This is a genomic window from Allobosea caraganae, assembly GCF_003351345.1.
Taxonomy (GTDB): Bacteria; Pseudomonadota; Alphaproteobacteria; order Rhizobiales; family Beijerinckiaceae; genus Allobosea; species Allobosea caraganae.
Map to the genome: position 1 here is coordinate 73,959 of NZ_QQTO01000020.1, position 13,115 is coordinate 87,073.

The 13,115-nt window shown below is 67.0% G+C and carries 11 protein-coding genes; 5 read left to right on the plus strand and 6 right to left on the minus strand.

The features are described 5' to 3' along the window. Nucleotides 1-6: 6 nt before the first annotated feature. From DWF00_RS13375 to DWF00_RS13390, 4 genes are all read right to left on the minus strand, one after another. A complete protein-coding gene (locus tag DWF00_RS13375) occupies nucleotides 7-1,824 on the minus strand; it encodes a cytochrome c biogenesis protein DipZ (protein WP_114831369.1) in 1,818 nt (605 codons plus the stop codon). An 18-nt stretch (nucleotides 1,825-1,842) separates the two neighbouring features. Then, a complete protein-coding gene (gene msrB / locus DWF00_RS13380; RefSeq protein ID WP_114831370.1) occupies nucleotides 1,843-2,334 on the minus strand; it encodes a peptide-methionine (R)-S-oxide reductase MsrB in 492 nt (163 codons plus the stop codon). 122 nt (nucleotides 2,335-2,456) lie between these two features. Then, nucleotides 2,457-3,830, minus strand: a complete 1,374-nt coding sequence (locus tag DWF00_RS13385) for an FAD/NAD(P)-binding protein (protein ID WP_114831371.1) — start codon at nucleotides 3,828-3,830, stop codon at nucleotides 2,457-2,459. 19 nt (nucleotides 3,831-3,849) lie between these two features. Next, complete coding sequence (locus DWF00_RS13390; RefSeq protein ID WP_245973879.1) at nucleotides 3,850-4,614, minus strand: class I SAM-dependent methyltransferase; 765 nt, start codon at nucleotides 4,612-4,614, stop codon at nucleotides 3,850-3,852. A 290-nt stretch (nucleotides 4,615-4,904) separates the two neighbouring features. Between DWF00_RS13390 and DWF00_RS13395 the strand changes: the two genes are divergently transcribed. Next, nucleotides 4,905-6,335 carry an aldehyde dehydrogenase family protein gene (locus DWF00_RS13395; RefSeq protein WP_114831372.1) on the plus strand — a complete coding sequence of 477 codons (1,431 nt, stop codon included), beginning with the start codon at nucleotides 4,905-4,907 and terminating at the stop codon, nucleotides 6,333-6,335. Between the two features lie 90 nt (nucleotides 6,336-6,425). On the opposite strand, the gene DWF00_RS13400 is transcribed toward DWF00_RS13395, so the two are convergent. Both DWF00_RS13400 and DWF00_RS13405 read right to left on the minus strand, forming a co-directional pair. Continuing rightward, nucleotides 6,426-7,631 carry an NAD-dependent formate dehydrogenase gene (locus DWF00_RS13400; protein ID WP_114831373.1) on the minus strand — a complete coding sequence of 402 codons (1,206 nt, stop codon included), beginning with the start codon at nucleotides 7,629-7,631 and terminating at the stop codon, nucleotides 6,426-6,428. 160 nt (nucleotides 7,632-7,791) lie between these two features. Then, nucleotides 7,792-8,802, minus strand: a complete 1,011-nt coding sequence (locus tag DWF00_RS13405) for a LysR family transcriptional regulator (protein WP_114831374.1) — start codon at nucleotides 8,800-8,802, stop codon at nucleotides 7,792-7,794. Nucleotides 8,803-8,970: 168 nt separating this feature from the next. On the opposite strand from DWF00_RS13405, the gene DWF00_RS13410 reads away from it, so the two are divergent. The 4 genes from DWF00_RS13410 (at nucleotide 8,971) to DWF00_RS13420 (ending at nucleotide 13,059) form a co-directional block, all read left to right on the plus strand. After that, nucleotides 8,971-9,504, plus strand: coding sequence for an SAM-dependent methyltransferase (locus tag DWF00_RS13410; RefSeq protein WP_114831375.1), 534 nt, complete (start codon nucleotides 8,971-8,973; stop codon nucleotides 9,502-9,504). Between the two features lie 107 nt (nucleotides 9,505-9,611). After that, complete coding sequence (locus DWF00_RS29990; RefSeq protein WP_281270149.1) at nucleotides 9,612-9,737, plus strand: hypothetical protein; 126 nt, start codon at nucleotides 9,612-9,614, stop codon at nucleotides 9,735-9,737. A 276-nt stretch (nucleotides 9,738-10,013) separates the two neighbouring features. Then, entirely contained in the window at nucleotides 10,014-11,036 is a 1,023-nt protein-coding gene (locus DWF00_RS13415) for a TRAP transporter substrate-binding protein (RefSeq protein ID WP_114831376.1), read from the plus strand. Between the two features lie 148 nt (nucleotides 11,037-11,184). Continuing rightward, nucleotides 11,185-13,059: a TRAP transporter large permease gene (locus DWF00_RS13420; RefSeq protein WP_114831377.1), complete on the plus strand. Its 1,875-nt coding sequence runs from the start codon at nucleotides 11,185-11,187 to the stop codon at nucleotides 13,057-13,059. The last annotated feature ends 56 nt before the right edge of the window (nucleotides 13,060-13,115 follow it).

Consider the following 13,115-nt stretch of genomic DNA (forward strand, 5'->3'; position numbering starts at 1 on the left):
CCGCGTTCAGCCGAAGGTGAATGCATAGGCCTGGACGCCAGGATCGAGAAAGCGAATCTCGAAGCTGCGGTCGGCAATCGCGCCGCTCTGGCGAACGAGTTGGTAGAGGCGCTGTTCGGTGACTGTGCCCTCGCCATTGGCATCGACGTCGACGCCGTGGCTCTCGCCGGGCGCGGCGCCGTCGATGGTCACGCGGAAGCGGATCGGCTTGCCATCCGCACCGGGGCCGAGCACCAAATGCAGGTCGCGCGCGTGGAAGCGATAGGTGATGCCGCCATCGGCGGCGTCGAGGCTCGCGTGCTCCTTGCCGATGGTCCAGTTGCCCGACAGCCCCCATTCGTTGAGGCGTGGCATGCCGGTCTCATAGCGCTTGGACGCGTCCTCGGCGGCACCGCCGGGGGAGACGAAATTCTCCGCCCGCTCATAGCCGAGATAGGTCTCCGGCGAGCGCACATCGGCTTCGTTCGAGGCCATCTCGGCCCCGGACGCGGTCACCGCGACCAGGCCGCCGGCAGCTTTCTTGCCCGCTTCGGCGAGAAGCTGCTGGATGACCTCTTCCGACTTGTCGTAGCCACCCTCGCCGAAATGGTGGTGGCGGATGCGGCCTTCGGCATCGATGAAGTAATGCGCCGGCCAGTACTGGTTCTTGAAGGCGCGCCAGATGGCGTAGTCATTGTCGATCGCGACGGGGTAGCCGATCTTCAGGTCGGCGACTGCCTTCCTGACATTGCCGATCGTCTTCTCGAAGGCGAATTCCGGCGAATGCACGCCGATCACCACCAGCCCCTGGTCCTTGTACTTCTCGGCCCAGGCCCGGACATAGGGGATGGCGCGCAGGCAGTTGATGCAGGAATAGGTCCAGAAATCGATCAGGACGACCTTGCCCTTCAGGCCCTCGGTCGTCAGCGGCGGCGAGTTGAGCCATTCGACCGCCCCGGCGAGCGAGGGCAGGGCGCCTTCGATGGGAAGCTCGGCGCCGCCGGCCGGGGGCTTGGCCGCCATCATGGCGGGGTTCGCGCTCATCATCGCAGGATTGGCGCTCATCATGGCGGGGCCGCCGCCGGTCATGGCGGGCGCAGGCTGCGGCGCAGTGCCGAGGGTGTTGAAGTGGTCGAGCAGGCCCTGTTCGAGCGCGGTCGTGCTGGCGGTGGACAGGCGCGCGAGCGCGCCGGTGTCGAGCCCGAGCGCGATGGCGACCACGGCGGCCAGGACCGCAACGCCCGCGCCCCGGCGCAGCCATTCCCCAGTGCCGAGCGAGCGCTTCATCGCGGCAAAGACCTTGCCGCCGGCAAGGAGAGCCAGCGCAAGCGAGGTCGCGGCGCCGGCGGCATAGGCGAGCAGCAGCAGCGAGGTCTGCGCATTGGCGCCTTGCAGCGCCGCGCCGGTCAGGATCAGGCCGAGGATCGGGCCGGCGCAAGGCGCCCAGAGCAGGCCGGTCGCGACGCCGAGCAGCAGCGAGGGCAGGATCGAGGCCGAGCCGCCCGCGCCCTGCTCCGCCGCCTGCGACAGCCTGCCGCCAAGCGCGACGAGCGGGCGCGTCAGCCGATCCGAGATCGACGGGAACAGCAGCGCGATGCCGAACAGCGCCAGCAGCGCCATTGCGGCGAGGCGGCCATATTGATTGGCCTCGACCGCCCAGCTGCCGCCGACCGCGGCAAGCGTCGCGACGGCGGCGAAGGCGAGCGCCATGCCCCCGAGCATCGGCAGCCCGCTTCTCAGGAAGGGCTGGCCGGCCCGCGCGAAGACGAAGGGCAGCACGGGCAGGATGCACGGGCTGACGATCGTCAGCACGCCGCCGAGATAGGCGAGCAGGAGCACGGTCATGAGCTTGGCCCTTCGGCGTCAGGCCGTGGTCGGCTTGAAGGCCATGGCGACGCCGTTCATGCAGTAGCGCAGCCCGGTCGGCTTCGGCCCGTCGTCGAAGACATGGCCGAGATGGCCGCCGCAGCGGCTGCAATGCACGGAGACCCGCACCATGCCGAACGTGCTGTCGCGCTCGGTGCCGACAGCCTTGTCGTCGATCGGCGCCCAGAAGCTCGGCCAGCCGGTGCCGCTGTCGAACTTCGCGGTCGAGGAGAACAGGTCGAGCTCGCAGCCGGCGCAGGCGAAGGTGCCGCGCCGCTTCTCCTTGTCGAGCGGGCTGGTGAACGGGTGCTCGGTCGCGCTTTGGCGGAGCACCGCATATTGCTCGGCGTTCAGCAGCTTGCGCCATTCGGCATCGGTGCGGGTGACCGGAAACGTATCGGCCGCCTGAGCGTCGGACATCCGCCAGCCGAGACCGGCCGTTGCTGTGCCGACCGCCGCACCCGCCAGTAGAAAACGCCGCGTCATCATGATGCCGCCCTCCCGCTCCGATCCATTGCGAATACTGTCGCAACATGGAGTTCGAGATACAGCGCTATTTCGTTACGGGAATAGCGCGTTTCACGGCGATGTGATCTCGACCCGATGCGCGCTCAGGCCGGCAGCCCTGCGAGCAGCCGGGCGGCGAGCAGTTCGGCGCGTTTGCGAATGTCGGGGATGGCCGTGATTTCCCAATGCCGGCCGCGCGTCGGCGGGCCGAGCGCGAAAAGGCGAGGCGAGGCAATGCCGCCCGCCGAGATGACGGCGTCATCTCCGTCGACGGCCAAGCCGAGCTGCAAGGCGTCGCTACGCACGTGCCCGCCACGCTCCAACTGCGCGAGAAGCGGCGAATCCGCGCTGATATCAGTGCGAGAGCCGCGGCAATCGATGACGCGGCCGAAATCGTGGTGCTCCGGGGCGTCCGAACCGCGGCGGCGGATCGTGGCGGTGACGCGCGTCGCTTCGACCTCCATTGCAGCAAGGCGCCCCTCCATGATCCGCAACTGACCGCCGGCGATGGCATCGTCGATGACGGCCCCGATTTGCGGTGCGACGCGGTGGCGATGCACATCCCACCAGGGCCGCAAATGGCGCAGGAAGCGTCGCTGCTGCTCGTCGTTCAAGCTCTGCCAGAGTGCGGCGTTGCGTGGCCGAAGCGCCTGCATGAGATCCGCCCAAGGCCGCCCAGCGCGCACGAGCCCCCTGAACAGGGCAAGCCGCGCGGACAATGCGCCGGCGAACAATTCATCGGGGGCCTCGCCCCGGATTGGATGCGGCTTTGCCGAATGCATTCGCGGCAGCAATCCACGGCGGGACAGGGCCGTGATCGGCCCGGCATGATCACGCTCGAGGAGGGTCGAGACGATATCGATCATCGTCAGGCCGGTGCCGACGAGGAGGACCGGCGCTTCTGGCGCAAGCCCGTCGAGCACGTCCGCCCGCCAGGGATTGCCGCGATAGGCCCCCTCATCATCGGCCGGTGCATAATGACCCGTGGCCAGCACGGCCATGTGAGCGACGACAGGATCGCGGCCCGCGATCTCGACGACCACCTTAGCCTCGCGCGGCGTAACCGACGCGACGTCGCCGATCACCACCCGCAAGCGCGCGTCGCTTCTGTCGACGGCACCCGTCAGCATGGCGTTGAGATAGCGGCCATAGGTCTGCCGGCAAGCGAAATCCTGGCCCGCGTCGGCGCCGAAGGCTTGCAGCCAGCGGCTGAAATGGTCCGGCTCTGCCGGCCATGCGCTCATGTCGCCCGCTCTCGTATTGAGGAGATGGCTTGCGCAGGTCGTGGAATAGGCGATGCCGTAGCCGGGATGCGGCCCCCGATCCACCAGCGTCACGCGCAACCGCGCATCGCCCTGATGCATGAGCTGGAGCGCGAGCAGCACGCCGCTCGCCCCGCCGCCGATGATCGCGACGTCGGTGGAGTGGCCGCCTCGTTCTTCCGCAGGTTCGCTGGGCAATGATGCGACAGGGCTCATGCCTGGCTGACGATCAGTCTCAACGAGCCGTCGAAGAACGGCTGCTGGCGCAGATGCCCGAATCGAGATCACGCGTGAGCTCTGCAACGAAGCGCTCGCCGACTGCCGGATCGACGAAGCTCCAGGCTGAGTTCGCCTGCCGGGCGCCGGGGTCGAGCAGGCGTTCGGGCCGGCCGTAATAGGCCTCTCCGAAGCCATCGGTGCAATCGAGCGGGATCGGCACCTGCAGTGTTTCCGTCCTGCCGCCCAGAGCCGCCGCAATCGCCGCGATCGGCGGATAGCGCCCCGCCTCGACCGCGATCGCCTCCGGAGCGTAGGCATGCAGCCAGAAGCGATCGAGGGCGAGCGGGTCGCAGCTCAGGATCAGGACCGGGCCGCGCGTGACCCGGCGCATCTCGGCGAGGCCGACGTTGAGGTCGGACCATTGATGCACCGTGAAGGTCGCCATGCTGGCATCGAAGCTGCCATCCGCGAAGGGCAGGCGCTCGGCGACGGCGTCGAGTGCGACCGGCAGATGGGCGGGCCGCTGCGCCCGCATCGATTCCGATGGTTCGACGGCGGTCACCTGCCGGTCGAGCGGTTCGTAGGAGCCGGCCCCGGCGCCGACGTTGAGGACGGTGCGGGCATCGCCGAGGCCTTTCGCGATGAGGGAGGCGATGTGCGGGTCGGGTTGGCGATAGCGCGTATATCCCGTTCCGATCAGGCCATAATTGGCGTCGCCGGCGCTGCCGTCGGCATGTCTCGTCTTCAATCCCACCACCATCGCCAGCCGTGCCGCACCCATGTTGCAATCGCAATGGCGTGGATCGTGACAATCGCGCAAGCCACGCCTATCGTTATATCCGAACGGAAACAGCGCGCGAGAGTCAATCGTGGATATCGAGGGCCAGTCGCTGACGCTGTGCGAGATCGAGCCCGATGGCGCGCTCGGCGAGCGAGGCCTTGAGCGAGGCGCTCGCGACGCAGCCTCGACAGCGCGACGAGCCCGTCCGGGTGAACTAATGTCCGCTATCCTCCTGCGATCGCCGCTGCATCCGGCGGCGATCCGCCTTTCCTGCTCTCGGAGACACGACCATGGCGCATGAACTGCAATTCTACATCGACGGCGAATGGGTCCGGCCCAGCAGCAGCGCGACGCTGGAGGTGATCGACCCTTCGACGGAAGAGGCCTTCGCCACGATCGCGCTCGGCGCGCAGGCCGATGTCGACAAGGCCGTGGCCGCTGCCCGCGCCGCATTCCCCGCCTTCGCCGCAACCTCGCGCGAACAGCGCCTGGCGCTGATGCGCCGCCTGCTCGATGCCTACAAGGCCCGCTATGACGACATCGCCAAGGCGCTGTCACGCGAGATGGGCGCGCCGAAGGACCTGGCCCATCGCCAGCAGGCCGGCATGGGCACCGCGCATCTCGGCAGGATGATCGAGACGCTGGAGCACTATGCCTTCGAGGAGCTGCGCGGCACCACGCTGATCGCCAAGGAGCCGATCGGCGTCGTCGGCATGATCACGCCGTGGAACTGGCCGATCAACCAGATCATGTGCAAGGTGGCGCCCGCGCTCGCTGCCGGCTGCACCATGGTTCTGAAGCCGAGCGAGATCGCCCCGCTCAACGCCATCATCTTCGCTGAGGCCATGCACGAGGCCGGCGTGCCCAAGGGCGTGTTCAACCTCATCAACGGCGACGGCCCGACCGTCGGCGAGGCGCTCGCGCGGCATCCGGGCGTCGACATGGTCTCCTTCACCGGCTCGACGCGGGCCGGCATCCTCGTCGCCAAGGCGGCGGCCGACACGGTCAAGCGCGTGCATCAGGAGCTTGGCGGCAAGTCGGCCAACATCATCCTCGACGATGCCGACCTGAACCGCGCCGTGAAGCTCGGCGTCGAGAGCTGCATGCGCAATTCCGGACAGTCCTGCAATGCGCCGACGCGGATGTTCGTACCGGCCGACCTGCACGACCAGGCGGTCGCCATCGCCAAGGCCGTGGCCGAGCCGCTCAAGGTCGGCTCGCCCGCCGCGGACGGGACCTGGCTCGGCCCGGTCGTCAGTGAGGTACAGTACAACAAGATCCAGCGCCTGATCGAGGCCGGCATCAGCGAGGGCGCCGACCTCGTCACCGGCGGTCCGGGCCGGCCGGAAGGGCTCAACCGCGGCTACTACGTCCGCCCGACCGTCTTCGCCAACGTCACCGACGAGATGAGCGTGGCGCGCGAGGAGATCTTCGGGCCGGTGCTCTCGATCCTGCCCTATGGCAGCGACGAGGAGGTGATCGAGCGGGCGAACGATACGCCCTACGGGCTCGCCTCTTATGTCCAGTCGGGCTCGCTCGACCGCGCCCGCAAGGTCGCGGCCAAGATGCGCAGCGGCAATGTCTACATCAACTATCCGGCCTGGGACGCGGGCGCGCCCTTCGGCGGCTACAAGCAGTCGGGCAACGGCCGCGAATACGCCGATTTCGGGCTCGACGAGTTCCTCGAGATCAAGGGCACGGTCGGCTACGCCGCGGCTTGAAGGCATCCAAACAAGCCTCTGGGTAAACGAGGCAATTGATTCGGAGATCGGGCGGCGCCGTGTGAACGGCGCCGCCTTTGAGTTGGCGTGTCAGCCTGCCTTCTTGAACTTCGCCGCTTCCTCCGAGCCGCCGGTGGCGTTGCCCTTCGAGTAGGAATGGGCGCCGGTGCCGGCGAGCGCGCCGCCCTGGACGATCAGGTACTCGTCGCGGATCGGCCGCCCCTCGAAATAGCATTCGAGGATTTCGCGCGTGCCGGCCGCATAGCGCGCCTGCGCCGAGAGCGAGGTGCCGGAGATATGCGGGGTCATGCCGTGATGCGGCATGGTCCGCCAGGGATGGTCCTTCGGCGCCGGCTGCGGGAACCAGACGTCGCCGGCATAGCCGGCGAGCTGGCCATTCTCCAGGGCGCGGGCGATGGCGTCGCGATCGCAAAGCTTGCCGCGCGCGGTGTTGACGAGATAGGCGCCGCGCTTGAACAGCTTGAGCGTGTCCTCGTTGATCATGTGCTCGGTCTCCGGATGGAGCGGGCAGTTGAGCGTGACCACGTCGCAGACCTTGTACATCTCCTCGCGCGTCGCGTGCCAGGTCAGGCCGAGCTCCTGCTCGACCTCGGCCGGCAGCCGGTGGCGGTCGGTGTAGTGCAGGTGCATGTCGAAGGGCTTCAGGCGGCGCAGCACGGCAAGGCCGATGCGTCCGGCCGCGACGGTGCCGACATGCATGCCCTCGACGTCGTAGGAGCGCGTCACGCAATCGGCGATGTTCCAGCCGCCCTTCACCACCCATTGATAGGAGGGGATGTAGTTGCGCACGAGCCCGAGGATCATCATCACCACGTGCTCGGAGACGCTGATCGAGTTGCAATAGGTCACTTCGGCGACGGTGACGCCGCGCTCGATCGCCGCCTGCAGGTCGACATGGTCGGAGCCGATGCCGGCGGTGAGCGCCAGCTTCAGCTTCGGCGCCTTGGCGATGCGCTCGGCCGTGAGGTAGGCCGGCCAGAACGGCTGCGAGATGACGATTTCGGCATCGTGCAGCTCGCGCTCCAGCACCGAATCCGGCCCGTCCTTGTCGGAGGTGACGACGAGCGTGTGGCCGAGCGATTCCAGATATTTGCGCAGGCCGAGCTCGCCCGAGACGCTGCCGAGCAGGGTGCCGGGCTGGAAGTCGACCGCCTTGGGCGTGGGCAGCGTCTGGCCGCCAGGATAGCCCGCAATCGTCGGCAGGTCGTCGCGCGCATAGGATTTCGGATAACCATCGACCGGATCATCGTAAAGAACACAGACGACCTTTGCCATTTCGGGCTCCCTTGAGCATGAGACAAGGGAAAACGCTCGGCCACCAGGTGATGGCCGTTGCTGTCGAACGAGAATCGAGGTCAGGCTTGAGTTAAGCTGCGGCCCCGATCGAAAGATTGCTGCTCGGCGTTTCCCTGTTCGACTATTCGCGGGCTTCTGTTCATTTGTGGCCCGCATCGAACAGCTGCGAGACTCGCGCCGTTGCCGGCTCAAATCCAATGAAAGTTTTGGAAGGCCTGATAGCTTCCGTCGATGACGAGGCGTCGATCGCGGCGCTGAGCTCGCGATCGAAATCGGTATCGGCGATGCTGTGGATCAGCGCTTCGGCCATCGGCGAGGCGGGGTCGCGATCCGACAGCACGAGGCCGATCGTCTGGCTATGGGCCGGCTCGGCCAGTTCGAGCGCGACGAGATCGGCGTTGCCGCCGAAGATGTAGAGGAAAGTGTGCGGGACGATGCTCGCCCAGCCGCCCTGGCGCAGATGCGAGCACACGGCCAGGAAGGAATTGCTGACGACGGTCGGCTTGATCGCGATGCCGATCGACGAGGCCAATTGATTGATGATCCGGCGGTTCTGCATGTCCTCGCTGAGCAGGCAGAGCCGCTCGGCCGCGGCCTCCTTCCAGGTGATCGACCCGCGCCCGGCGTAAGGGTGGGTGCGGTGGACGACGAAGACGAAATGCTCGCGGTAGAGCGGCAGCCGCCGCACGTGCTCGATCGGCTCGTTGTCGAGATAGGTCATCCCGCCATCGATCTCGAACGCCTCGAGCCCGCGCTCGATGGCGCGCGACGTCATCGACAGGATCTCGACCTTCGCGGCCGGATGGGCGGCGCTGAAGCGCGCGGTCAGGACGGCGACGGAGGGCATCGCGGCGGGGATGACACCGAGCCGCAGCGTGCCGGTGAGGCCGCGCCGCAGCCCGGTCAGGTCCTCGCGCAGGCTGGTATAGTCGGCCAGGATCAGGCGGCCCCAGGAGAGCAGCTTCTCGCCCTCCGGCGTCAGGCCGACGAATTTATGGCTCCTGACGACCAGCCTTGCCCCTAGATCTTCCTCGAGCCGGCGGATTGCCGCAGAGAGCGTCGGCTGCGCGATGTTGCAGGCTTCTGCGGCCCGGGCGAAATGGCGCTCGCGGGCGAGCGTGACGAAATAGGAGAGTTGGCGGACGAGCATGCAGCCTACCTTCGCATTTATCGTTATTCCCAAAAAGGTATAACGATCATCGGCGCCAGCCAAGCGCTTTGCTTGGCATCAACGCGCGGCTGCGCGAACCGTTCGCCGATTGTCAGCGCTATGATCATTTGAATATAACGGCCTATTGCCATCGTTCCGGTCGAGTTCATGGTCCGCGAGAATGAGATCCGCAAGGCGGAGATTGCGATCGAGCCGCCCGCCGCGACCGATGCGGGGCTCGTCTTCATCGGCCGCATCCGCACGCCCTGGACCTCGCGCCTGACTTGCCCGAGGCAGGGCAGGGCGGACGGGCCGATCTGCCGGATCGAGCTGTTCGAGCCCTGGGTCGCGGCGCTGGACGGCGTCGAGGCGTTCGAGCGGCTCGAGGTGCTGTACTGGCTGCACCTGTCGCGGCGCGACCTCGTGCGGCAAAGCTCGGCCAATGACGGGCGGACGCACGGCACCTTCTCGCTGCGCTCGCCCGTCCGGCCGAATCCGATCGGCACCTCGATCGCGACATTCGTCCGGCGTGAGGGCGCGACCTTGCTCTTGCGCGGCCTCGATTGCCTCGACGACACGCCGTTGCTCGACCTTAAGCCCGACCGAGCGCTCTTCACACCGATCGCACCGCCACAGCCGGGCGATTTCGAGACCGGCGACGATCAAGACGCCGCCACAACTCCGGGCCGCACATCATCGTGAGCCTGCGGGCGGGGCCGAAAGTTGGAATTAACGCAATCGGCGCATCCGGAAATGATCGCGGGTGCTTGCCGTCATGGCTCCCGAGTTTCGGGACGCTCAACGACCCAATGCCGACCCGAAGCGCTCCCGTTGGCGCGGAACTGGCAAAGGACGACGACGTCCATGCGATCACGGACGTCATCGGCTTCGGCATCCTCGGCCATGGGTTGGAGGCGGCCCTGAAGTCAGATTGACATCCGGAAGAACGTTGGTAAAACGTTTTAGTATCTGCATATAGGCGGAATTGAAGCGAAATTCGCCCGTTTTTGCGTTGGGCCGCACCTGCGGCGTCGACTGTCCCGGCACGCCTCGTCGCTGCCGGGCGGCGCAAGTCCTGCGAGCTTTTCTTCAGCCTGCCGACGGCGCTGCGCCGTGCGAGCCCTCGTCTCGGAGGAGCTCCCGCGGAACGAAGCGGCAGGTCCAACAGCGGCGCCGGTGAGCGCCGAACACATGAAAAGGGAGGATCGACCATGCCCATGTCACGTCGCACGTTTACCAAACTGGGGCTCGGCTCGCTGGGAGGCGCGCTTTCCATGCCGGCGATCGTCGCAGCGCAGGCCCCGATCGCGTTTCGCGTCTCGTCATCGATGCCGGCTGACCAGAACGCGGCCCATTTCATCTGGTTCGAGCGCTTTCAGACGGCGCTGCGCGAGCGCGTCGGCGACAAGCTGAAGCTGGACTTCTTCCCGAACAGCCAGCTCGGCAAGGAAGCCGACATCGTGCAGCAGGTCACGATCGGCGGGGTCGACATGATGATCTCGGGCTCGTCGATCTGGGCGACACAGGTTCCGGAGATCGGCATGCTCGACCTCGGCTACCTGTTCGACGGCTACGAGCAGGCCGGCAAGCTGCTCGACGGCGCGGTCGGCCAGGCCTTCGACAAGATCATGCTCGAGCGCAGCGGCGTCACCATCCTCGGCTGGGGTTTCCATTTCGGCGCGCGCTGCGTCTACACCAAGGCCAAGGCGGTCAACCTCGCCGAGCTCAAATCGGTCAAGCTGCGCGTGCTGCCGGCGCGCGCCTTCATTGAGACCTTCACCATCATGGGCGCGGTGCCGACGCCCATCCCCTTCAACGAGCTCTACACCGCGCTGCAATCGGGCGTCGTCGACGGGTTCGAGCACGATGCCGCCAGCGTGCTGGCCAACCGGCTCTACGAAGTGACCAAGTTCTGCCTGGAGACCAACCATCTCTACAGCCCGATGACGGCCGTCATGGGCAGGCGCGGCCTGGCCAAGGTGCCGGCCGACCTGAAGAAGGGCTTCCTCGAGGCGGCGAAGGTCGCCACCGAAGGCGAGCGCAAGGACGCGGCCAGCAAGGGCGCTGCCGCCACCGAGCAGCTCAAGCAGATGGGCATCGCCTTCACCCCGTTCCCCGCAGTCGAGCGCAAGCAGCTGCAAGGCGAGATGAGCGAGAAGCTCTACGCCGCCTTTGCCGCTCAATACCCGGCGACCAAGCCGCTCTTCGACGCGGTCAAAGCCTCGCTGGCCTGAGCGCCCATCGCTTCGTTCTCACGCTGGACCGGAGCCGGATCGCAACGCCGGCCCGGGATCGGCTCTTCATTCGACGCAAGGCCGTCGTCGGGACAAGGGGCGGGCGCCCGTTTCCCGATCGCGGCCCGATGGAACGGCAGGATTGGCTATGGCAGTGCATGGCGGCGACGATCGGCATCTCGCCTATGATGGGTTCGGGCAGGCGGGCAGGGGGCTGCGCGGCCTGCTGCACGTCATGGAGGCGGTCGCGGGCCTGGCGCTGGCGGTCGACGTCGCGATCGTCTTCGCATCGGTCATCTTCCGCTACTTCCTGCACAGCCCGATCACCTGGGCCGAGGAAATCGCCCGGGCCCTGATGGTCATGCTGGTCTTCTTCGGGGCCGGCACCGTCCTCGGCCGCAGCCGCCATGCCGGCATCGACGTCATCCGCGGGATGATGCCGGCCCATTGGCAACCCGCCCTGATCCAGCTCTGCTGCTGGATCGTCGCCGCCGTCTCCGCGGCCCTGCTCGTCACCTCCTTCGCCCTGATGTGCGAGACCTGGCACGACACGACGGCGCTCGGCCTGCCTCATGCCATGAATACCGTACCGGTCGTCATCGGCAGCTTCGCGTTGACGATCTTCGGCCTGGCCAATGCGCTGGAAGGGCCGAGGCGGCTGGCGCTCGGCACGCTTGCCGCCGGCCTGCTCGTGGTGCTGGCGGTTGCGGGGCTCAAGACGGCGGGCCTCGACATCAGGCCCGTCTGGCTGCTGATCCTCGGCTTCCTCGGCAGCGTCGTGATCGGCGTGCCGATCGCCTTCGCGCTCGCCTTCGCCTCGCTGCTGTATTTCCTGGCCGACCCGTCGCTGCCGATGGTGATCTATGCCCAGCAAGTCGCGGTCGGCGCCGACCACTTCGTGCTGCTGGCCATCCCGTTCTTCGTCCTCGCCGGCATCGCGATGGAAAAGAACGGCATGTCCTCGCGCCTGATCGAATTGCTGCTGCGCCTGATGGGGCGGCTGCGCGGCGGGCTGAACCTGATCATCATCCTGGCGACGGCGCTCTTCTCGGGAATCTCCGGCTCGAAGCTGGCCGACATCGCCGCGGTCGGCGGCATCATCATGCCCGCTGTGCGCAAGACCAAGCAGGACCCCAACGATGCGGCGGGCCTGCTCGCCTGCACCGCGATCATGGCCGAGACCATTCCGCCCTGCGTCAACATGATCATCTTCGCCTTCGTCGCCAATATCTCGATCGCCGGGCTGTTCATGGCCGGGATCGTGCCGGCCATCGTGCTGGCGCTCGCATTGGCGATCGTCGCGATCTGGTACGGGCGCAAGGTCGACCCCTCCGTCGCGTTCGACAAAAGCCGCTCGATGCTGCGGCTCATTGGGGGCGCCATGGTCGCGCTGGTCATGGTCGCGATGATCGGGCGCGGCGTCACGGCCGGCGTCGCGACCTCGACGGAGGTCTCGGCCTTCGCGGTGGTCTATGCGCTGCTGGTCGGCGGCCTCGCCTTCCGCGAGCTCTCCTTCGCCACCATCCGGCAGCTCTTCGTCGGCTCGGCCGCGATGGCCGGCGGCATCCTCTTCATCGTCGCCAGCGCCTCGAGCTTCGCATACGCGCTGACCCTCGAGCAGATCCCCTCGGCGATGTCGCATAGCCTGGTGAGCTTCGGCCAGGTCTATGGCAGCCTGGCCTTTCTTGCGGTGGCGACGCTGCTGATGATCGTCTTCGGGGCGGTGCTGGAAGGGGCGCCCGCGCTGATCATCTTCGGGCCGCTGCTGACCCCGATCGCAGCCCAGCTCGGCATCAACCCGCTGCATTTCGGCACGATCATGGTGATCGCGATGGGCTTCGGCCTGTTCTCGCCCCCCGTCGGCCTCGGCCTGTTCGCGACCTGCGCCATCACCGAAACGCGCTTCCAGGACGTGGTGCGCCCGATGATGAAATATTTGGCCGTTCTGGCCGTCGGGATCGTCGTGCTCGCGCTGTTCCCGATTTTGTCCTTGTGGTTGCCGACGCAGCTTGGTCTCAACTGAGCGCGGCGACGATGAAGGCGATTCTGATGGGAACACTCCAGAGGGACATGGCGAGC